18 protein-coding genes are annotated in these 20,381 nt (G+C 52.5%); 4 read left to right on the forward strand and 14 right to left on the reverse strand.

Annotated elements, in window-relative coordinates; all coding sequences use genetic code 11:
• Positions 1 to 59: 59 nt before the first annotated feature.
• The 8 genes from chvE to M2108_RS18535 form a co-directional block, all read right to left on the reverse strand.
• A complete protein-coding gene (gene chvE, locus M2108_RS18500; protein ID WP_277470832.1) occupies positions 60 to 1,154 on the reverse strand; it encodes a multiple monosaccharide ABC transporter substrate-binding protein in 1,095 nt (364 codons plus the stop codon).
• A gap of 253 nt (positions 1,155 to 1,407) precedes the next feature.
• Positions 1,408 to 2,652, reverse strand: coding sequence for a response regulator transcription factor (locus M2108_RS18505; RefSeq protein WP_277470831.1), 1,245 nt, complete (start codon positions 2,650 to 2,652; stop codon positions 1,408 to 1,410).
• A gap of 18 nt (positions 2,653 to 2,670) precedes the next feature.
• The gene (locus tag M2108_RS18510; protein WP_277470830.1) at positions 2,671 to 4,539 is read right to left on the reverse strand and encodes a cache domain-containing sensor histidine kinase; all 1,869 of its coding nucleotides are present in this window, start codon (positions 4,537 to 4,539) and stop codon (positions 2,671 to 2,673) included.
• Positions 4,540 to 4,563: 24 nt separating this feature from the next.
• Complete coding sequence (locus tag M2108_RS18515; protein ID WP_277470829.1) at positions 4,564 to 5,577, reverse strand: substrate-binding domain-containing protein; 1,014 nt, start codon at positions 5,575 to 5,577, stop codon at positions 4,564 to 4,566.
• A 174-nt stretch (positions 5,578 to 5,751) separates the two neighbouring features.
• Positions 5,752 to 7,557, reverse strand: coding sequence for an LTA synthase family protein (locus tag M2108_RS18520; RefSeq protein WP_277470828.1), 1,806 nt, complete (start codon positions 7,555 to 7,557; stop codon positions 5,752 to 5,754).
• A 217-nt stretch (positions 7,558 to 7,774) separates the two neighbouring features.
• Positions 7,775 to 8,764: an aldose 1-epimerase gene (locus M2108_RS18525; protein ID WP_277470827.1), complete on the reverse strand. Its 990-nt coding sequence runs from the start codon at positions 8,762 to 8,764 to the stop codon at positions 7,775 to 7,777.
• Between the two features lie 84 nt (positions 8,765 to 8,848).
• Entirely contained in the window at positions 8,849 to 9,571 is a 723-nt protein-coding gene (locus M2108_RS18530) for an MgtC/SapB family protein (protein ID WP_277470826.1), read from the reverse strand.
• A 216-nt stretch (positions 9,572 to 9,787) separates the two neighbouring features.
• Positions 9,788 to 10,579, reverse strand: coding sequence for an SDR family oxidoreductase (locus tag M2108_RS18535; protein ID WP_277470825.1), 792 nt, complete (start codon positions 10,577 to 10,579; stop codon positions 9,788 to 9,790).
• 157 nt (positions 10,580 to 10,736) lie between these two features.
• Here M2108_RS18535 and M2108_RS18540 point away from each other — a divergent pair, with 157 nt between their 5' ends.
• The gene (locus M2108_RS18540; protein ID WP_277470824.1) at positions 10,737 to 10,976 is read left to right on the forward strand and encodes a hypothetical protein; all 240 of its coding nucleotides are present in this window, start codon (positions 10,737 to 10,739) and stop codon (positions 10,974 to 10,976) included.
• Here M2108_RS18540 and M2108_RS18545 read toward each other — a convergent pair.
• From M2108_RS18545 to M2108_RS18560, 4 genes are all read right to left on the reverse strand, one after another.
• Entirely contained in the window at positions 10,959 to 11,843 is an 885-nt protein-coding gene (locus M2108_RS18545) for a GNAT family N-acetyltransferase (protein WP_277470823.1), read from the reverse strand. The two genes, M2108_RS18540 and M2108_RS18545, sit on opposite strands and share 18 nt — an antisense overlap.
• Before the next feature lie 274 nt (positions 11,844 to 12,117).
• Positions 12,118 to 12,912, reverse strand: coding sequence for an ABC transporter ATP-binding protein (locus tag M2108_RS18550; RefSeq protein ID WP_277470822.1), 795 nt, complete (start codon positions 12,910 to 12,912; stop codon positions 12,118 to 12,120).
• Positions 12,899 to 13,825 (reverse strand): ABC transporter permease, encoded by a 927-nt coding sequence (locus M2108_RS18555; RefSeq protein ID WP_068727508.1) that lies wholly within the window; start codon positions 13,823 to 13,825, stop codon positions 12,899 to 12,901. The genes M2108_RS18550 and M2108_RS18555 overlap by 14 nt, the downstream gene beginning before the upstream one ends.
• Before the next feature lie 68 nt (positions 13,826 to 13,893).
• Positions 13,894 to 14,964, reverse strand: coding sequence for an ABC transporter substrate-binding protein (locus M2108_RS18560; protein ID WP_277470821.1), 1,071 nt, complete (start codon positions 14,962 to 14,964; stop codon positions 13,894 to 13,896).
• 332 nt (positions 14,965 to 15,296) lie between these two features.
• Here M2108_RS18560 and M2108_RS18565 point away from each other — a divergent pair, with 332 nt between their 5' ends.
• The 3 genes from M2108_RS18565 (at position 15,297) to M2108_RS18575 (ending at position 17,867) form a co-directional block, all read left to right on the forward strand.
• The gene (locus M2108_RS18565) at positions 15,297 to 16,235 is read left to right on the forward strand and encodes a C40 family peptidase (RefSeq protein ID WP_277470820.1); all 939 of its coding nucleotides are present in this window, start codon (positions 15,297 to 15,299) and stop codon (positions 16,233 to 16,235) included.
• Between the two features lie 305 nt (positions 16,236 to 16,540).
• A complete protein-coding gene (locus M2108_RS18570; protein ID WP_277470819.1) occupies positions 16,541 to 16,924 on the forward strand; it encodes a hypothetical protein in 384 nt (127 codons plus the stop codon).
• A gap of 70 nt (positions 16,925 to 16,994) precedes the next feature.
• A complete protein-coding gene (locus tag M2108_RS18575) occupies positions 16,995 to 17,867 on the forward strand; it encodes a YitT family protein (RefSeq protein ID WP_277470818.1) in 873 nt (290 codons plus the stop codon).
• 100 nt (positions 17,868 to 17,967) lie between these two features.
• Here M2108_RS18575 and M2108_RS18580 read toward each other — a convergent pair whose 3' ends face one another.
• On the reverse strand, positions 17,968 to 18,255 hold the full coding sequence (locus M2108_RS18580) for a stage VI sporulation protein F (RefSeq protein ID WP_090716595.1): 288 nt from the start codon (positions 18,253 to 18,255) through the stop codon (positions 17,968 to 17,970).
• A gap of 66 nt (positions 18,256 to 18,321) precedes the next feature.
• On the reverse strand, positions 18,322 to 20,379 hold the full coding sequence (recG, locus tag M2108_RS18585) for an ATP-dependent DNA helicase RecG (RefSeq protein WP_277470817.1): 2,058 nt from the start codon (positions 20,377 to 20,379) through the stop codon (positions 18,322 to 18,324).
• Positions 20,380 to 20,381 lie beyond the last annotated feature (2 nt).

The raw sequence follows: 20,381 nt of genomic DNA on the forward strand, positions 1-20,381 counted from the left end.
GGCGGCTGTTCAGAAAAAGCCGCCGCATGCCGCTTATACGCTTATATTGTGCCAGCCGGTTACTGGCCGAGCTGCTCTTTAGTGTAATAGCCGCCCTCAACCAGCACTTTATCCACATTGCCTGCGTCTACAGAGACAGGTTCAAGCAGATAAGAAGGAACAATTTTGACTCCGTTGTCATAAGTGGTCGTATCATTGACCTCCGCTTCCGTACCCTTCAGCACACTTTCCGTCATTTGTACTGCCTTCTTGGCCAGCTCACGGGTATCCTTGAACACGGTTTGGGTCTGCTCTCCGGCAAGAATTGATTTCACCGACGCAAGCTCGGCATCTTGGCCTGTCACAACAGGCAGCTTCTTATCTCCCGAGCCGTAGCCTACCCCCTTCAGGGAAGAGAGAATGCCGATGCTGATGCCGTCATAAGGAGAAAGCACCGCATCAAGATTGTCGCTAGCATAGTTGGCGCTCAGCAGATTATCCATCCGCGCCTGGGCAGTGGCACCATCCCAGCGCAAGGTTGCCACTTGTTCCATCGTAGTCTGTTTGCTGCGTACAACCAGCTTGCCTGAGTCGATATAAGGCTTCAGGACGGACATCGCCCCGTCGAAAAAGAAGTACGCATTATTATCGTCCGGTGAGCCGCCGAACAGCTCGATGTTGAAAGGCCCCTTACCTTCCTTCAGCCCCAGCTTCCCTTCAATATAGGAGCCCTGCAGTACACCGACCTTGAAATTGTCGAAGGTAGCATAATAGTCTACATATTCACTCTTTTTGATCAGCCGGTCATATGCAATTACGCTTACACCCGCGTCATGCGCTTTCTGCAGCACATCGGTTAAGGCCTCACCGTCGATTGAAGCGATTACAAGCGCCTTAACCCCTTTGGTGATCATATTCTCAATCTGCGCTACCTGATTTTCAACAACATCCTCCGCATATTGCAGGTCCGTACTGTACCCCAGTGCTTCGAACTCCTTCACCATATTGTTGCCGTCATTCACCCAGCGTTCGGAAGATTTCGTAGGCATCGCGATTCCTACTTTGCCGCTCTTTCCTTCTGAGCTGCCCGAGCTGCCCGAATTGTCCGCGTTACCGCAAGCGGCAGTCATCAGCATCAGTGCCAGCGTCAACAGGATAAGTCCAATTTTCTTCATTCTGCATTCCCCCTGAAAGGTTCTGTTGTTTCTGAGAGGCGGGTGCCTCCCGCTTCACAAATTGAGTATAGCAATGCGTATACCTGGCCGTATTTACACTGAAACTACTGTTTTTATAAAAAAACCACCTTTGTGTTTACGCTTACAATCATGGACAAAAAAGGACACATTCAGCATAGAGCTGCATGTGTCCTGCAATGTATACACGGTAAGATACGGTGCCTTGTTTATAGATCGGGCTTTACTTACATCTTTACCTGTACCCGCCATTCCCGGTCCTTCCGCCGCCCTCTGTCTCACCGGGAAGCACGCCTTTACGGAACTGCAGCGGAGATACGCCAGTCTGTTTTTTGAAAGCTGTGCTGAAATAATGCTGCGTCTCGTAACCTGAGCGTTCGGCAATTTCATGGATACTCCATTCGGTGGAATTCAGCAGCTGAGCGGCTTTACGGATCCGGATCTGAGTCAGATAGGTGCCAAACGATTCACCCAGCTCCTGCTTGAACAGACGGCTGAGATAGACCGGAGAGGCCTGGAGCTTCCCGGCCATCGACTCCAGACTCAGATCACATTCGGTGTAATGCTCCAGCATATGTTGTCTGGCCCGGCGGACGAGCGGCGACAGCGGCTGCTCGCTGGACAGGGATACCCTGCATTTGCGGTAAGCAGCGGGCAGACCGGTCAGATCGCCGGAAACCTGCTGGAACCCAAGCTCTACAGCAATCTTGAGATGGCTGCGCACTGCTGCCTCAATGCCGGCCAGCGCCGCTTCTGCGCTGCCTTCCCATAGAAGGATGACTATCAGCCCGGCGCTATCCCGGAAAATGACCTTGGGATAAGCCTCCAGCAGCTCTGCACTGATGTTCTCTATGGCATACAGAAACAGCTGGCGCTCGCTGTCCTTCATCGCCGGCTGGCGTACTTCGCCGCGCCAGCGGATCACGGCAAGCAGCTCCGGGCAGGCCGGGGGCAGCTTCAGAAATTGCAGCTGCTCACCAATCTCCTCGCGGCTGAGGTTCCCCTCCAGCCATTCCTGGCAGAAGCGTTCACGCAGCAGCGGAAAGTTCTTGAGGATCTGTCTCGAGGCTTGCTGGAAGTGCTCGCTTTGCCGGCGCTCAGTCTCCAGTTCATCCCGTACCCCCCGCAGCACCTGCAACAGCTGCTGCGGATCTGCGGGCTTCAGTATGTAATCATTAACCTGCAGCCGGATGGACTCCTGGGCATAGGAGAATTCATCATGCCCGGTAATGACAATAATCCGGCATCCCGGCAGACGCTCCTTCAGCTGCTTCATCAGCTCAATGCCATGCATAATCGGCATGTTCAGATCCACAAGCGCGATGTGGATCCCATGGTGCATTGCAAGTTCAAGCGCCTCTTCCCCGTCTTCCGCCTCCGCTGCTACTTCTAGGCCGAGACTCTTCCAGTCTACACATTGCCGGATGCCTTCACGGATAATCTCTTCATCGTCGGCAATCATCACCTTCCAATGCTCCATAGCACTCAAGCCCCTCTCTTAGTCAGCATAATCCGCCGGACTGCTGCTCCGTACAACCGGATGCCGGACAGTTACTACGGTGCCACTCCCTGCTGTACTATCAATATGCAGACCATAAGGCTCCCCGTAAGTGAGCCTGATCCTTGCCTGCACATTCAGAATGCCGTAGCCGCTGCCGCCGCTGTCAACTGCCCCTTGGTCAGCCTCTGCAGCTTCACCATCCGCTCCAGCTGACTCCAGACGCTTGTTAAGCAGCGCAAGCCGCTCTGCGGCCATTCCGGCACCGTCATCCGTTACTGTCAGGTACAGGTCACCTTCCCGTTCTTCTACTGTAATCGCAATCCGGCCGGGTCCGCGCCGTTCCTTGATTCCGTGATAAATGGCATTTTCCACAATCGGCTGCAGCAGCAGCTTCAGCACATACAGCTCACCGAGCCGGGGATCCGCTGAAATGGAGTAAGACAGCTTACTGCTGTACCGGGTATGCTGAATCTGCAAATAACTGACGATATGCTCCAGCTCATCTGACAGCGGGATAATGTCACTGCCCTTGCTAAGCCCCAGCCGGAACAGCCTGGAGAGAGCCTGCACCACGCCGGCAATATCCTCCGCACCTTTGCTGCGGGCCATCCAATGGATCGTATCAAGCGTATTGTAGAGAAAATGCGGCTTGATATGCGCCTGCAGGCTGCGCAGCTCCGCTTCCCGCTTCTGCCGTGCCTGCAGCTCGGTCAGCGAGAGCAGCCGGCTGATCTGGACCAGCATCGTATTGAAGCTGCGGCCAAGCATTCCGATCTCATCCGAACGGTTCCCCCAGTAGCGGATCGTCAGATCACCGGACTGTGCTTTGCTCATGAAGGAGGCCAGCTGGCCGATCGGCCGGGAGATCGAATAGGCCAGATAGAAAGAGGCCGTCATCCCGAGCATGCAGACTACGAATACAAAGGTGACTACATTAAAGGTGATTTCCCGTACACCATAGGCCGATTCATCCATCGGAAAAACACCTACCGTAGTCCAGCCGGTAAAAGACGAGGTCCGGTAAATCAGCTGAATCTCCCGCTTATCCGCTTCTACCGAGGTAATACCGGAGCTGTCAGTAAACAGGTCTGCCTGAATAGACTGCATGAACGGGTGCTGCGGCGTATAAACAATCTCCCCGCTGCTGTCGACCACAGTCAGATAGCCGGTTTTGCCCAGCGTGACATCCCGTGCAGTTTCGGCAATTGCCCGCAGCTTCATATCCACCAGCACCACTCCCTGAACGATCTGCGTATCGGGATCTACAATCGCTCTGACGGCAGATACGACCTCACTTTCTTTATAGTCGGCATGGGACTTGACGGCACGGCCGTAAGGATGCCCGATTATTTTGAAGATCCCTTTGTTGGCCGCTGCCGCCTTGTACCATGCCTCCTCGGTCAGTTCGGTATCCGGCCGGGTGTACATCTCGTTACTGATGTAATCACCGTCCCGGTTTACCAGCATTATTCCGGCGATTTCCGAGCTGAGCGTAGTGAAGCCCTGCAGGAACTTGCGGATGTTATATTCCACCGGCTCACCGTTAACTCCGGTCACGCCTGAGCCTGCGCTGCCCGGAAGCTGACCGCTCAGAAAAGCCTCGACCCCGGGGTCGAACGAGATCAGATAAGATATTTTCTGCAGATTCTCCACATCATTCTCCAGTGCGGCATTGACCTTGCCAATCAGCTGCATCGTATTCTCATTGCTCTGCTGCTCCACTCTACGGTCTACAGTCCAGCCGATCAGCAGCCCTAGCCCGATGGAAGGCAGAATGCTGATTAACAGAAAATGAATGATCAGCTTATAGCGGATCGGCATATTATTCAGCTTAAGCTTTTCAATAGTCAGCCCGCGCCTTTTCATAAGATGTCCCTCCCCCGGCCGGCGCTACTTGGCATAATAATTCTCCACATTCGCCCGGGTCACCACATCAATGCCCGTATCTACTGTATCCGGCACCGGCAGCGGCTTATTATTGAGATAGGCTGAAGAGTCCTCCAGCAGGCCGCGGTGCAGGTGAAACAGCTCGGTCAGCGACCAAAAACCCATATTCCAGGTGCCTTGGGCCATTGTTGCAGCGATCCGTCCTTCCTTCACCAGATCCAGCGTGCCTTTATCGGTATCAAAGCTGATAATCTGCACCCAGGAGTCCGTACCCTGTATTTTCCTCACTGCCTCAGCCACTCCGATTCCTCCGTTGGATTCCGTAGCAAAGATCCCTTTAAGCTGCGGATAAGCGGCCAGCAGCTGCCCCGCAGCCTCCCTTGAAGCGACCTGATCGCCATGGCCGTCTTTGACGGCTACTACTTTCATCTCCGGAAACTCGCTGCGGATGGTCACACTGAATCCGTCTGTACGCTCCTGATGGTTATGCTGCTCAGGTGTTGTGATGATGGCTACTTCTCCCTGTCCGCCCGTAAGCTCTGCCATCTTGCGCGCTGCCTCAACTCCGGCATTGTAATTATTCGTGCCCAGGAACGAGTAAGCTTTACTTGCAGGAGCACCCGAATCAAACAGAACAACCGGGATTCCGCTATCCACCGCTTTGTTGATCGTGGCTGTCAGCAATTCGGAGTTGACCGCAGAGATGGCAATGCCTGCCGGCTTTCTGGCAATAATCTGTTCCAATACCGTCATTTGCTCATTCGCGTCATGCTGAGTCGAGCCATGATATTCTACGGAAACATTGAGTTCCTCCGCAGCATCCTCAAAGCCCTTCAGGACACTTTTCCAGTAATCGATACCAAGCTGAAAGGTGACCATTACATATTTGTCTTCGATATTGCCGCGCAGTCCCGCCGTTTCCCAAGGGTCCGTGCTGCTTGCCTGCAGCTTGTAGTTCAGTACATACACCAGGAAAATTCCGATCAGAAGCACATAGACCAGCCACAGCTTCTTCACAATGTAACCCCTTTCATAAGTGGATGATAATCAGTTGCTAAGGCCATGATACCTTGTTTGCCGGAAGTTGAAAATAACAAATGATTGGCCGCTGCGCAATTGGCAGCACATGCTATACATAGGCAAACAGGCCCCGCAATGGGGGACTGTACGCAAACCTGCTGCCGCTGCGGATCAGAACAGCAGGCCTGCCGAGTAGCTCTCTCCCTCCAGCAGGTCATATTCCACCAGGCGGTAATCGTCAAGCAGCACCTGCTGTTTTGGAGTCAAGCCGCTCAGCGGACCGGAATTACCGAGCAGAACAGCTTTACTTAGCCCGGGGATCTCTGCCTGAACCTGTTCAAGCAGCTTATAATACGGAGGCAGGGACATTCCGGACAACCGGAAGACCTGCGGGCCCAGATATGCCGGACTGAGCGTCCCAAGCGGACCCGCTCCGATGTCGAAGTTGGCCAGGATCATCAGCTTTGTCTCATGCTTCAGCCGGGGCTCACTGTCCCAGCCTGCTGCCGTATAAATACCCGAAGACAGCGCCGGCAGATGGTCGCCCCAGAATACAGCAATGGTCGGCCGCTCTATTGTCAGCAGCTCCTGCTGCAGATAAGCCATCGCTTCGTCAGTAAGCCTGGTATTATGCACATAGGTTTCGATTTCATCTTTATATTCAGCCTCCACCCCGCTGACGCTAATGGTATTCGGCCCGTTCAGCCCTTTGGTGAACGGAAAATGATTCTGCATCGTCACCAGATGGAGAAATACCGGGTCTGCCGCCGATTTAAACCGCCGGACCGCCTCCTGCACGGCAAACTTGTCGGAGATATAACCGTCAGGTGTAATACGGCCGCTGTCACCCAGATCCTTGTCACTGGTGAACGAATCGAAGCCAAGCACCGGGTATACCCGGTTGCGGTTATAGAAGGTTTCATCGAAGGGGTGCAGCGCCTCCGCCCTGTAGCCGCGCTCCTTCAGGATGCTGACGATGGACGGCAGGGAGGACATTTTGACAAGCCGCTGCTGGTATGGGATGGAGCCGTCTTTCAGAAAATACATGGACAAGCCGGTCAGCGCTTCAAATTCCACATTGGCCGTATTTCCGCCAAATTCAGGCGAGAGCAGATAGCCGGAAGGCACTGTGGCCCCCGCCTTATGGATAAAGCTAAGCGGGTCTTCACTGAAGGCAAGCCCATCCAGCCGGGTCGGGTCAAAAAAAGCTTCATCCATCATGAACAGAATGTTGGGCTGCTCTCCTGCAGCAGGCACACTCCCGGTATCCGGCAGCTTACTGTACCTGGCAGCAATTTCTTCGATTGCCTGCCGGCTGTACCCTTCCGGCTGCTCCATCAGATTTTGCCGCATATTGCCTGTAAAGGCATAGAGAAAGCCATTCTGCGTATAGTTCACCTTCTGATTCCAGAAGATATTCTGGTACTTCAGTGAGGAAGCAAGCGGACTCTGCCCGCTTACCATAACGATAAATCCGGCCAGTATGATAACAGATACAGCGCCCAGCGATAATCTGAACGGCAGGCGCAGCTTCACCTGCGGAAGCCTGCGCAGCAGGAAGACAAGCACAGCAACGAACAGCACTCCTGCGGCCAGCAGCAGCGGCGAGATCATGCCCTTCGTGATGGTGCGCATATCTGCGGCATTTTTGAGCAGCAGCAGATCCCAGGGAAACAGCGGCTCCCCGGTTGTTGACAGCTTTTTATAATTGGCCGTACCCGCCGCGGCAACGGCCAGCAGGATTATTCCCGGCCCGATATACATATTGGGCAGAAAGACTGCTGCTGCCAGCAGAAGGAAAAAGAAAAACAGGCTGCCGGATAGATATAACAGTGGATACTCACGGATCCAGCTGAATATACGTTGAAGCTCCAGACTGAATGAGGCTGCCTGCAGGCAGAAATTCAGCAGGAATCCGGCAAGCAGCAGGCCGGCTGCCAGTAGCCATGTCCGCCTGGGTAATATTGTGTGGCGCAAAACAATCACTCCTATCTATACTAAACGTGTAGTATACGCCACTTACCTTAAAACAGGATTAAATCCGGGACATCCCCTTGTACCGTTGCTCCTATTCTTAACCTCGGCCGGCTGGAGGTATACTTTTTTCGACAAGCAAAAAAGCGGGAGCAGCACGTAGCTGCTTCCCGCCCGATTTTAACCTCTTAATACACGCGGCATTCCCCGCTTAACTATACTATTTTACATACAGGCGGCTGGTCTCTTCCCAGAATTCTCCCGGCGCCAGACTGAACAGCCCGATTCTATCGGCCGGAAGATCAACCTTCGGCGCATTCACGAGGTTAATCTGCGGTTCAGGACAGAAGAAGCCTTCGGTTGCCCCGTTGTTCCAGATCATCCACTGCTTGTACGATGTTCCTACATCATAAACCAGCGTTACACCAGACTTGCTGTCCGTGAGTTCCATCCGGTTACGGCCATTTTGGGCCACTGCAGTATAATGGTTGTCCATTGGCGCATAGAACGGATAAAGGCCTTCATCACGCATGGCAATTTCGTCCGCAGTCAGCTCCTGGTAAGCCCCTGTAGGCAGCATACGCTCGTTAAGCTCCCAGCGTTCACCGATCGTCAGCTTCACCTTGTAATCCTGCGGTGTACTTCCAGGTGCAAACGGCGCATTAATGGCGGTATGGAAGGCCAGCAGACACGGCATCAGCTCTTGACCGTCATTATGCACCTGCAGGTGCTGGGACAATCCGCCTTCGCCAAGCGTATAGCGCAGCTTAACGGTATATTTGAAAGGCAGATATTGATAAGAAGGATGGTTCTCATCCACCTTGATGGCTACTGTAACGAAGCTCTCGCTTTTGCCGGCGCCAAATTCTTCAACTTCCCAGGCAGCCGTATGTAGAAAACCATGCAGATGGTTGCCGGTTGCCGTTTCATTTACGGGCAGATGATAAGTCTTGCCGTTAAAAGGGAACTCCCCGTCCTCATAACGGTTTGGAGGAAACAGCACCGGAATGCCATGAATCCCCGGGCTTGCTTTGAATGCTTCCATCTCCTCCGCAGCCGGCTCATGCAGGAAACGGTAACCATTCTCGGTATCGCGGAAGCAGATCAGATTGCCCCCGATATGCGGCAGGATTGCCGCCTCGTAACGCCCGGCCTTCAGCCAGACTGCAGCTTCCCCTTCAAATTGTCCTTCATAAGCAGTAATCGACATTGTACATTCTTTCTCCCTTCCATAAGCTCAAAATGACTCTCTTAGATAGATTAACACATCTGCGGAAGCGGTAACATGGCATTTTTACAATTGTTCGACTTCGACGCTCATGACATGTTCAATTTTTTTAACATCGTAATAGATTTCTGTCGCATAATCATGGTCAGGCGCAGACAAAACCATATCGATCAGCTGTCTGCCGTCATCCAGATCCTTGATTTTCATCCGGCGGATGGCCCGGCCCGGTTTACGTGATTTACGCTGTTCTGTCATAGGACGTCCCTCGATCTTCTGTATGACCTCTGTCAGCACGTAGTTGGGCTCCATAATGATTCTGACAGAGATTTCATGCTTGTTAAGCACCTCCGGGCCGATTGCCTTGATCAGCAGCGGAACTGCGTTCACAGCGAACATAAGCAGCACTACCGCATACCCCGCCTCCAGATAAAAGCCTGCGCCTACCGCAATTCCGATCCCCGAGGCAGTCCAGATAAGCGCCGCTGAGGTCAGGCCCGAAATGGCATCTCCACCCCTGCGCAAAATCACACCGGCTCCCAGGAAACCGATCCCGCTGACAATCTGTGCGGCCAGCCGCATCGGGTCCATCGTCGGATGTTCCGCTCCGCCAAATTTGTCGTACGCATGAATGGAGACAAGCGTCACAAGACAGCTTGCGATACTGATGACCATGCTGGTCCGGATTCCCAGCGGTTTCTGCTTTAATTGCCGGTCGATGCCGATGAACAGCCCGAACAGCATGGCCACCAGCAGTTTTACAATCGATTCTGTGTGAAGATCAATACTCATGGCTCCTCCTCAATAAAACAGATAGAATCAGTATACCTTAAAACAGCCGCCAGGCTTATAACAAAATGTAAAAAAAGAAGAAACGCATACCGCTCTGCCGCATACCGCTTTAACCTGTTATAGGCAGCTGCAGCATTGCCGGTGGTGGAATCCGTTTCTTCCGAAGGAGGAACTATACTTTATAAGGTATGCTGGTATAGAAGTGAATAGAATGGTCTAGCCGTGTAATAGCGATTCGGCACCGTCACAATAAATCTCTGTACCTGTTATATGATCGGAATCGTTCGAAGCGAGAAACAGTGCAAGCTTGGCCACCTGGTCCGGACGTCCCGGCCCTTCCTCCAGCGGCTGATCGCCCTCAGGGAAATCCACAGGAATCTTTACTTCCTCCAGATCCTCAGAAGGATAGGTGTTATCATCAATATTGGTCGAGATGGCGCCTGGACAAATCGCGTTGACTCTGATCTTGTACTGGGCCAGCTCTAACGCCGCCATTTTCATAAAAGCAACCTGTCCCGCCTTGGTAGTACTGTAAGCCGAGAACCCGATATTGGAAAAGACACGGTTGCCGTTAATGGAGCTGTTAATCAGGATACTGCCGCCCTTCTCCTTCAGATGCGGTATCGCATATTTTACAGTTGCGAACGTCCCCCGCAAATTGATATGAATGGTCTGATTCCAGTCCTCCATCTCCATCGTTTCAATCGGTGCCATAGCTCCGTTGATTCCGGCATTTGCGAACACAATATCCAGCCGACCCCATGTGGCTGCTGCCTGATCGATTGCTTCTTTTACCTGCTGCGGCTGTTCAATATCACATTCGATTACAAGGGCCTCTCCGCCCGCTTCTTCCACCTGCCGTTTTACTTTTTCGGCATTATCAGGTGTACGGTCCAGCAAAATGACCTTGGCGCCGTTTCTGGCAAATTCCAGAACAGAAGCTTTACCGATACCTGAACCTCCGCCGGTTACAACTGCTACCTTGCCTGCTAATTTAAGTTCTGCCATTGTTGTGTTCCCTCCTGTTGTTGTTCTTTCCCTAACCTTTACCTCGCATTCACGGAAATGAACCGGGTTCGCTGGATTTTGACTTATGTGATGAATCTGAATACCCTTAGAAAGACCAGCAACAGGCTGTAAGCCTGCTGAGGGGAAATGGCCGGCAATGCAGGTCATGGAGCATCTCTACCTGATGGAAAAGCCATTACCGCGGACATTATGCAGGCTCTTTCAGCAGATAGCGGCGCAGTGGGTTGATTTTGCCAGCATTCATGAGGAGCGCCATTTAGCCCAGCTTAAAGAGGCTCTGGCCGTTGCCTGGGTGAGGCAGTCAAAGAAATGGACCGCGCAGGATACAACCTGCAGCGGTCCGTTGGTGTTCTCGTATTCAGCTCAACCGGCTTAACAAGATCACATAGTAATGTGACTCAGCCGTTATTTCAAACCCGGAATTCCCATATAGCTTCAAGGCCTGGATGTTATTAGTAACTACGCTCAGCCGAACCATCAGTTCTGCCTGCTGTTTAAGAAGATCGACGACTGTGGATAACATTTGCCCGCCGATTCCTTTGCCCTGCTGCGCAGGCAAGACACAAAAATCATGGATAACGGCCAGCGAATGCCCCGGATAATGAATGCGGATCATTCCGGCTGGTTCAGAGCCGGATTCAGCAATATAGGTTACCCGGTCCGGAGCTGCGGTATGTGCCAGGTAGCTGCGCGTCCATTCTTCGGAATCACTAAAGGCTTGCGACAGGCAAGCTATCATGAATCCTGAATCCCGGGTCTCTTCGCGGCGGATAACCAAATGATGCACTTGAGGAGCTGACTGACTGGCTTCAGTTATCTCCCTGCGGTTCAGCATCATCGTATACTGGGCAGTTGCAAACTCTGCACCTAATTCACGCGCAGCTTGAATCCCCGGCTCTGAGTCCGCGGGAACCCGAATCCGGCAGGTCGCCAGTCCCTGAATGCGCATATCGCCCGCGGCTTGCTGCAGCAGGCTGCGGAAGATGCCCTGCCGCCGGAAGTCCGGATGAACCATCGCATTTAGATTTGCTTCTATGCCGTCTGAAGTATACCAGCTGAGAAATCCGGTTAACCGGCCGCCGCTCAGGCAAAGATAGGCTTCATCACCACCTATTTCCTTCAGGCTTTCAACGCCTACCCGCAGACTGGAGCTGTCTGCTGTCTTGCACAATTGTTCCAGGCTGCGGACCAGCTCAAGCTGGGTGTCACTGTAATCTGTCATTTTGTAAATATGCTGCTGCATATATAAAAACCTCATCCGAGAGGGAACTATGCAGTTTATGGACGATTAGGCATTATCCCTCTAATTTCTGTCCGTTTTGTTAAAGCTTCCATTGGCACCGCCTCCTTCTAAATCATGCCGATGGGCACTAATCCATTGTATTCCAATATCTGAAACAGTCAACACAGGTTAGAAAACTTCATTTAGAACAAAAAGACTTGAGCCACAGTCAAAGGTCATTCACTGTGTTCAAGTCTTTATCTCCAAAATTCCGAGGATAATCAGTCTGTAATCTTTATCCCAGCATCATGCGGTCATCTGCCAGCTTGTGCCCGCTGATGGTTTCGAATTCACCCAGCAGGCGCTCAACGGTCAAATCCTTCTTGCGTGATTCGTCAATATCCAGAATGATTGAACCTTTATCCATCATGATCAGCCGGTTACCGAGACGGATGGCCTGCTCCATGTTATGGGTAACCATCAGTGTCGTCAGGTTCATTTCCCGTACAATGGTTTCTGTGAGCTTCGTAATCAGATCGGCACGGGCAGGGTCAAGCGCTGCCGTATGCTCGTCCAGCAGCAGAATCTGCGGCTGTGTAAAGGTCGCCATCAGCAGGCTGAGCGCCTGCCGCTCACCGCCGGACAGCAGCCCTACCTTGGCCCGCAGGCGGTTCTCAAGACCAATGCCCAGACGGCTTAGTTGTTCACGGAACACAGCACGTCTGGCCGCATTCACTCCGAAGGCCAGGCCGCGGCTCTGTCCGCGCTTATAGGCCATCGCGAGATTCTCTTCAATCGTCATATGCGGGGCTGTACCAGCCATCGGGTCCTGGAAGACCCGGCCGATCCAGCGGGCCCGCTGGAACTCCGGAAGATGGCTGATAGAGTTCCCTTCGATCCGCGCTTCGCCGAGATCGGGCTTCATCACGCCGGAAATGATATTCATCAAGGTTGATTTGCCTGCACCGTTACTGCCGATGATGGTTACGAAATCACCGGCCCGCAGCTCCAGGTCTATTCCGAGCAGGGCAATCTTCTCATCCGGGGTGCCGGGATTGAACAGCTTGGAGACATTATCAAGCTTTAGCATTGGCTGCTCCCCCTTTCTTGCTGCGCAGAGCCTGCTCTGCAAGCTCTGCCGTACGTTTGCGTGCAGTGCTCTTCGTCTTCAGATACCGCTGAATTGAAGGGAACAACAAGGCAATTATAACGATAATGGCGGTAATCAGCTTCAGATCCGAGGCTTCCAGCCATGGCACCCGGAGCGCAAGCGCTACAACGATACGGTATACGATCGAGCCGAGAACAGCAGCCAGCGTAGCCCGGAAGACACTTCCGGCCCCAAAGATAGCTTCCCCGATAATAACCGAAGCCAGACCGATAACAATCATACCAATACCCATAGAAGAATCAGCAAAAGTAGAATACTGGGCAATCAGTGCACCGGAGAGTGCAACCATGCCGTTCGACAGACTGATGCCGAGAATAGTCGTAGTATCTGTGTTAACACCGAAGCTGCGGATCATCCGCGCGTTGTCACCGGTTGCCCGCAGGGCGAGTCCGAGATCTGTCCGCAGGAACAGGTCCATCAGAATTTTGACCAGGATAACAACAAACGGCATAACGAGCAGCGGATTAATAGAGCTGAATAAGGTGTCTTCACCCATCAGTGAGACGTTCGGCTTGCCCAGAATCCGCAGGTTGATTGAATAAAGCGCAATCATCATGAGAATCCCCGACAGCAGACCGTTGATCTTGCCCTTGGTGTGCAGCAATCCCGTACACATCCCGGCCACCATACCGCCGCCAAGCGCACAAAGGGTAGCGAGCCAAGGTGCAGAACCGTTCGTAATCATGACAGCAGCAATTGCCCCGCCGGTTGTAAAGCTTCCATCTACAGTCAAATCCGGGAAATCAAGAATCCGGAACGTAATATATACCCCTAGAGCCATAAACGCGTACAAGAGGCCCATTTCCAGGGCTCCGAGCATTGAATTATACATAGGTGACTTCCTCCTTCAAGCGGCAAGGGGCGTCCCGTCCGGGATCGCCCCATAATAATGTCTGGCTCTTATTGAATGATGTTGTTCGCCTGATCGGCCACTTCAGCCTTCATGGCATCTGTTACTTCAATTCCTTGGGCTGCTGCTGCCTTGAGGTTAAGAATCAGATCCAGCTTCTCTTGCATGGACACCTTCATATCGCCAGGGCTTGTGCCGTTCTTCAGTACGTCTGCAGCCATTTCACCTACCTGGTAGCCATGGTCATAATACTTGAAGCCTACTGTCGCAAAAGCGCCTTTCTCAACGGTGTCGCGGTCAGCGGAGAAGAACGGCAGCTTGTTATCGTTTGCCGTCTGGATAATGGCATCCACACCGCTTACAACCGAGTTATCCAGAGTGATGTAGAATGCATCTACACGGCCAAGCAGAGATTCTGCGGCCTGCTTCACTTCGGACGTATTCGTAATAGCTGCCTTCACCAGCTCGATGCCGTGCTTGTCCAGCTCTTCCTTGGCAATACCCGACATAACTACGGCGTTCGGTTCGCCTTCGTTGATAATCAGCCCGAGCTTCTTCACATCAGGGAACTGGGTAGCGATAAAATTCATCAGCCGTGTAATAGCCTCAGGATTAGTATCTGACGCACCGGAGACGTTCCCGCCGGGATGCTCCAGATCACTCACAATCTTGGCATCAAGCGGATCGGTGACAGCTGCGAACAGAATTGGTGTATCCTTCACATTCTGTACAAGCGCCTGTGCGGACGGCGTTGCAATCCCCAGGACAAGATCATTTTTGTCTCCGGCTATCTTCTGGGCAACTGACAGGTTATTCGCCTGGTCCGCCTGGGCGTTCTGGAAATCTACCGTCAAGTTCTCACCTTCTACAATTCCAGCGTCCTTCAGTGCCGCCAGGAAGCCCTCTCGCGTTGCATCCAGTGACGGATGCTCTACATACTGTGAGATCGCAATTTTGTAAGATTTGGCATCATCCGTACCCGCATTGGCTGGTGCCTCCGTTGCAGCCGTTGCATTGCCGCTATTCGTTGATCCCGTGTTAACCGCATTGTTGTTTCCGCAGCCTGCTGCAACCAGCATCAAGCACAGGCCCAGACCGGCCCAAAGTTTCGATTTTTTCATCAGATATCCCCTTTTCTGTTTACGGTATCAGCGCGTGTATCAAAGTGAGCGACTCAGCATTATCGCTTTCATCTTTAAAAGCATTAAAGCAATAGCTTACACGAATCTCCCATCAAATACAGCAAATCCATTAAACTTATATTATATGTAGGTTGTTTATCCGTCAATCGTTAATCAGCAATCCAGATATTACAAAATGCGCACAATGCCAACAGTTTCCTCCGAAATCTGCGCGCCATGTAGGAACAGGAAGCAAATCCAGTAAGTTCACTCTGATAAAAGCCAGCGTTTTGCACAAACTGAAGCTACAGTTTGAAGATGGAGCGTGACATATGAAAAGGACAGTATACAAAAAATCAGCAGCAGCCGCACTTTTAATTGCGCTTTCCCTCACAGGCAGTGCATGCGGGTATTATCAGAAAGATCAGAAGCCCAAGGCTAACTCAATCACACCTTCCGGCTCTTTTGCCGGCAGCTATTACGAAAAAGCTTATGTTAAGGACGATCACGGAAAATTTTGGATTCCGCTAAAACCTGCTGCCGCCGTCCTGGGATACCGGATGAAGGATGACACCTCCAGCGGGGGCTTCGCCAAAATCGGCTATACCGATGTAATGTATATGCTGAAGCCAAATTCTGCCCAGGTGTTCTCGCTTGGTGACAAAGTAACCTTGCCCGATGCCCCGATCCGCCGGGACGGCCAGATCTATATCACTCCGACTTCTTTATCAAAGCTGCTGCAGACTGAAGTAGGCTGGAATCCGACTACGGGCGAGATCAATATTGCCGCTCCGACCGACAAAGATGCCGGAATTATAAATGGCAATGCATCATCAGGTCCGGGTACGACCAATACCCTGCGGATTCAGAGTGCTTCTAATGTGGATACCGGTGAGCTTGTTGCCTATGCCAAAAAGTTTCTCGGCGTTCCATATGATTTCGGAGCCGGCTCCTATGAGGAGACCAAGAAATTTGACTGCTCCTCTTTTACCCGCCACGTATTTAGAAAATTCGGTGTTGAGCTGCCGCGTCTTGCGCGGGATCAGGATAATGTGGGCCGGAGGGTAAGCCGTGATGAGCTTAAAGCCGGAGATCTGATTTTTTTCACTGTTCCAGGACGCTTTGAGAGCGATGCCGTTCCCGGCCATGTTGGCATTTATATCGGTAACGGTAAATTCATTCATACCTGGGGCGAACCCGGTGTGCAGATCAGCGAGCTCGATACCGGCTATTGGCATAACGTTATTCTTCATATGCAGCGTGTGCTGTAAACAGCATTTTATATGCAATGTTAATGATAAACCAGCGGATGGACCGTTTAACCGGAGCCACTGCTGGTTTTTTATGCAGTTCCGAAAGATGGCAAGCCTGTAAATAATCCATCTCTGGTGGAATAAGCGCATCTTTGGCAAAAAATATATTTCAAATCCCCTTTTACCCTCACAATCACTTATTTACTGGTGCTACTTCGTTATTCCGGCACTTTCCGGGCTTCAAAATCCGTCATTCAATTGGTTCTGTCACAAAACATATGGTATGCTTAAACTACAAGATACAGCAAGGAGGTGTTTCTAAAATGGCATATTTAGCAGCTAAACCGCTTACAGTCTGGCTCCGCGCAGGACTGGCTCCGCTTCTGCTTCTCATGACGCTCACAGCCTCAACCGGAGCGGACAGCAATGCCGAGCCTGAGCAATATCCGCACATTGAACGCTATGAGCACAAAATGACACAGCCAGCCCGATTGCATGGGCCATTGCCGAAATCGGTGCCGTTTATGCGCAGTGCTCATCACGGAAACCCTTTGCCTGTCTCTCAGGACACGGGGCTGCCTGTCTGCTTCGTCCTGCTGTATCCGCAGTTCTACAACCGTTTGAAACGGCTGCTGCTCAGGCCGCTCAAATATACATCTAATTATGTTGAAGTATACAGTTCATCCATCTGTCAAACTGCCTCTTAACACTAACCTTACCGCTATGCCGCTTCGGCGGTATACAATACAGTTTCCCTGCCGAAGGAGGAACCCTTGGATGAATCAACCATTAGGTCATGAACTTCCGGCCTCTGGCCGGACCAGGCTGATCCGTATCCTCTGTGTGATATGCGGAGGCCTGCTGGCGGCAGTCGGACTTGAGCTGTTCCTGATGCCGCACAAGCTTGTGCTTGGCGGCATCGCCGGCTTGTCAGCCCTGCTGGCCCATCTTACCGAAATGCGGCTTGGCCTGTTTCTGTTTCTGTTCAATCTGCCGTTTATTCTGTTGTCTCGCAGGCAGATTAATCTGCGCTTTGCACTCTATACCTTGCTTGGCTTGTTCTGCCTGACAATCGGCTCACTGGCGCTGCACCATTTTCCGGCAGTTTCCGCTGATCCGTTGATTGCTGCTGTTGCCGGAGGACTCTGCCTTGGCCTCGGAATCGGCATTATGATCCGTTCAGGCGGACTTTCCGGAAATGCAAGAGAGCAGGGCTTTCTGTTAACTGACGGGGGCCCCGCCAAATCAGCCGAAGTGGTCATCATGCTGTTTAACTGCTCCATTCTGCTTGCCGGAGGCATGCTGTTCGGCTGGGATCAGGCGATGTACAGTATTATCGCTTATCTGCTCGCCTTTGAAGGTGTACGCTTTTCATTGCGCGGCCTATCCCGCTCCAGGGCGGTCTGGATCACCAGCAGCCACTGTGAGGAGATTCGCAAGGCACTCCAGCACTCCCTCAAGAGGGATGCCAAGCTGATCCGGCCCGGCAATAAGAATGGCCAGCCCGGCGTACTATTCTGTCTGGCGAGCAAGCTAGAGGAAGATGCACTTACTTCCATCGTCCGTTCCTTTGACCAGAACAGCAAGATTACCGTGACCAGCAACCAGCCGGACAGCATTGCTGATTGGGTGCGCCGCAAAATAAGCTAAACACCAAGCAAGGTTCGGCTTTTATTTGACAAAAAGACGTTCCCGCAGCTCTTTGCGGAAACGTCTTTTTGTGTTTCTTGATGACCGGCATCCTTCCAGCTCAGCGGAACATTCCCCACAGGCGGATAAGGTGGAACGTGTTATTCGGATCAATTTTCTGGGCGATGACAAACTTCACGATCTGCTCCTCCTGCGCTCCCGTCAGCTTCTCGTTAAGTACTGCCGCAGCATTCCGCACAAGCCTGCGAACTACTGCAGTATCCTGCAGCTCCTGCTTGGAAACGCCGTTAACCATGTTCTTGATCCGTTCCTTCACAGCCGGATTCTTCATCTTCAGCTTGATGCGCTCCACCAGCTGGGGACTGATTCCATATTGCTGATAACCCAAATGCAGCACCTCCCGTCATATCCAATCATTCACAGTATATGAAGGCAGTCCGCCGCATGTGCCTATTTAATCAATGATTTCCCCTTGGAATATCTGTTCAGCCTGCAAATAGCTGCGCAGAGGCGCATAATCAGCCGAGGTCCAGAAGGTGGTGTCCTTGAGCAGCATAGCGGCATCATCACGCGCCTGCTCCAGTACTTCGAAATCGGCGGTCATATCGGCCAGCCGGAATTCCGGCAGGCCGCTCTGCTTCGTTCCGAAGAAATCACCCGGCCCGCGCAGCTCCAGGTCGCGGCGTGAAACTTCGAATCCGTCATCGGTATCCGTCATGGCTGTCATCCGTTCCCGGCCGATTTCGGATTTCGGATCAGCCACCAGCACGCAATACGAAGCATGCTGGCCGCGTCCGACCCGCCCCCGCAGCTGATGCAGCTGTGACAATCCAAACCGGTCAGCATCCATAATAATCATAAGCGTCGCATTGGGAACATCAACGCCAACCTCTACCACTGTAGTGGAGACGAGAAGCTGGATTTCATTGCTGTAGAAAGCCCGCATCACTTCGTCCTTCTCCGCCGGAGTCATCCGGCCGTGCAGCAGGCCAACCCTGTAATCCGGAAAGGCCTGTGACATCTGGACATGAAGATCAATCGCATTCTGCACATCCAGCTTCTCCGACTCCTCGATCAGCGGACAGATCAGGTATGCCTGTCTGCCCTGATCCACTTCGCGGTTCACCAGCTTCAGCACCCGCTCCATGAGATCATGCTTGACCCAGTAAGTAGTAATCGGCACACGCCCTTTGGGGCGCTCTGACAATGTGGACACATCCATATCACCGAACACGGTTATGGCCAGCGTGCGCGGTATGGGTGTTGCCGTCATTGTAAGCACATCAGGATTATACCCCTTACGCCGGAGGATGCTTCGCTGGTTAACGCCAAAGCGGTGCTGCTCGTCCGTCACAACCAGGCCCAACTCACGGAAGAACACATCCTCCTGGATCAATGCATGGGTGCCTACAACAATATCAAGCATTCCCATTTGCAGGGAAGCCAGCAAATCCTTGCGCTTGCGGCCGCTGACGCTACCTGTCAGCAGTCCGACCGTAATGCCGAAGGGCTCAAACATCCTTGTGAGGGAACGCATATGCTGCTCTGCGAGTATCTCGGTCGGCACCATCAGCGCCCCTTGAAATCCCGATTTAACGGAAGCATATAGTGCAATGGCAGCTAGCACTGTTTTACCGGAGCCTACATCTCCCTGCAGCAGCCGGTTCATACAGGAAGCAGAGCGCATATCCTGCAGGATCTCCAGTTCTACATGCTTCTGGGCATCTGTCAGCTCAAACGGCAGGCTCCGCACGAACTGGCGCACAGTCGCATTGTCAACCGTATGCCGTACACCATCCATTCTGCCCTGATTCAGCACCCGGAACGCCTGGACCTTGAGCTGGAACAGGAACAGCTCCTCATAGACCATCCGGCGCCGTCCCTGCTGGCCTTCACGGGTATCCTCAGGCTGGTGAATCGTGGCAATAGCCTTTTTGCGCGGCATAAAATCATATTTACGCAGGATGACCTGAGGCAGAATCTCCGGTATTAGCTCGCCGTACTGCTGCATTCCCTGATTGATCACCTTGCGCAGCCAAGTCTGGGTGATCTTGCCCCCTACCGAATAAACCGGCTGCAGTGTCCCGGTCTTGCCCTCACCGCGGTCCGGGAATTCATAATTCGATACCGTGATCTGGCTGCGCTTCTGGTCCCATTTGCCGGAGAGGACAATCTCGCGGCCAGCAGTCAGCTGTTCACGGACATAAGGCTGATTGAACCAGGTAGCCGTGAACATCCAGGGCTCAGCCACCATTTTACAGCTGATCCGCGATTTCCCCCCGTACCGCTGCAATACCGGAATGCCGATCACTTTGGCAATCAGAGTTGCTTTTTCGCCATGCTTGACCTCACTCAGCGACTTCGGCCGGTAATCCTCATAGCGGAACGGATAATATTCCAACAGGTCCTTAACTGTAAAGACGCCAAAGGCGTGAAGCTCGCTTTGCTTTTGAGCGCTCACGCCATTTATTTGTTTGACTTCAATTTGATCAAGTGATAGCAGCTTATTCATCC

The sequence above is a fragment of the Paenibacillus sp. PastM-3 genome (genome assembly GCF_029893965.1).
Classification (GTDB): domain Bacteria; phylum Bacillota; class Bacilli; order Paenibacillales; family Paenibacillaceae; genus Paenibacillus_AQ.

Coding starts and splice junctions, on each gene's coding strand:
- M2108_RS18535 (WP_277470825.1), bottom strand. CDS start 10,579: ATGGCAGAACTTAAATTAGCAGGCAAGGTAGCAGTTGTAACCGGCGGA.
- M2108_RS18540 (WP_277470824.1), top strand. CDS start 10,737: ATGCAGGTCATGGAGCATCTCTACCTGATGGAAAAGCCATTACCGCGG.
- M2108_RS18575 (WP_277470818.1), top strand. CDS start 16,995: ATGAATCAACCATTAGGTCATGAACTTCCGGCCTCTGGCCGGACCAGG.
- M2108_RS18530 (WP_277470826.1), bottom strand. CDS start 9,571: ATGAGTATTGATCTTCACACAGAATCGATTGTAAAACTGCTGGTGGCC.
- M2108_RS18560 (WP_277470821.1), bottom strand. CDS start 14,964: ATGAAAAAATCGAAACTTTGGGCCGGTCTGGGCCTGTGCTTGATGCTG.
- M2108_RS18510 (WP_277470830.1), bottom strand. CDS start 4,539: ATGAAAAGGCGCGGGCTGACTATTGAAAAGCTTAAGCTGAATAATATG.
- M2108_RS18550 (WP_277470822.1), bottom strand. CDS start 12,912: ATGCTAAAGCTTGATAATGTCTCCAAGCTGTTCAATCCCGGCACCCCG.
- M2108_RS18570 (WP_277470819.1), top strand. CDS start 16,541: ATGGCATATTTAGCAGCTAAACCGCTTACAGTCTGGCTCCGCGCAGGA.
- M2108_RS18545 (WP_277470823.1), bottom strand. CDS start 11,843: ATGCAGCAGCATATTTACAAAATGACAGATTACAGTGACACCCAGCTT.
- M2108_RS18565 (WP_277470820.1), top strand. CDS start 15,297: ATGAAAAGGACAGTATACAAAAAATCAGCAGCAGCCGCACTTTTAATT.
- M2108_RS18555 (WP_068727508.1), bottom strand. CDS start 13,825: ATGTATAATTCAATGCTCGGAGCCCTGGAAATGGGCCTCTTGTACGCG.
- recG (WP_277470817.1), bottom strand. CDS start 20,379: ATGAATAAGCTGCTATCACTTGATCAAATTGAAGTCAAACAAATAAAT.
- M2108_RS18505 (WP_277470831.1), bottom strand. CDS start 2,652: ATGGAGCATTGGAAGGTGATGATTGCCGACGATGAAGAGATTATCCGT.
- chvE (WP_277470832.1), bottom strand. CDS start 1,154: ATGAAGAAAATTGGACTTATCCTGTTGACGCTGGCACTGATGCTGATG.
- M2108_RS18525 (WP_277470827.1), bottom strand. CDS start 8,764: ATGTCGATTACTGCTTATGAAGGACAATTTGAAGGGGAAGCTGCAGTC.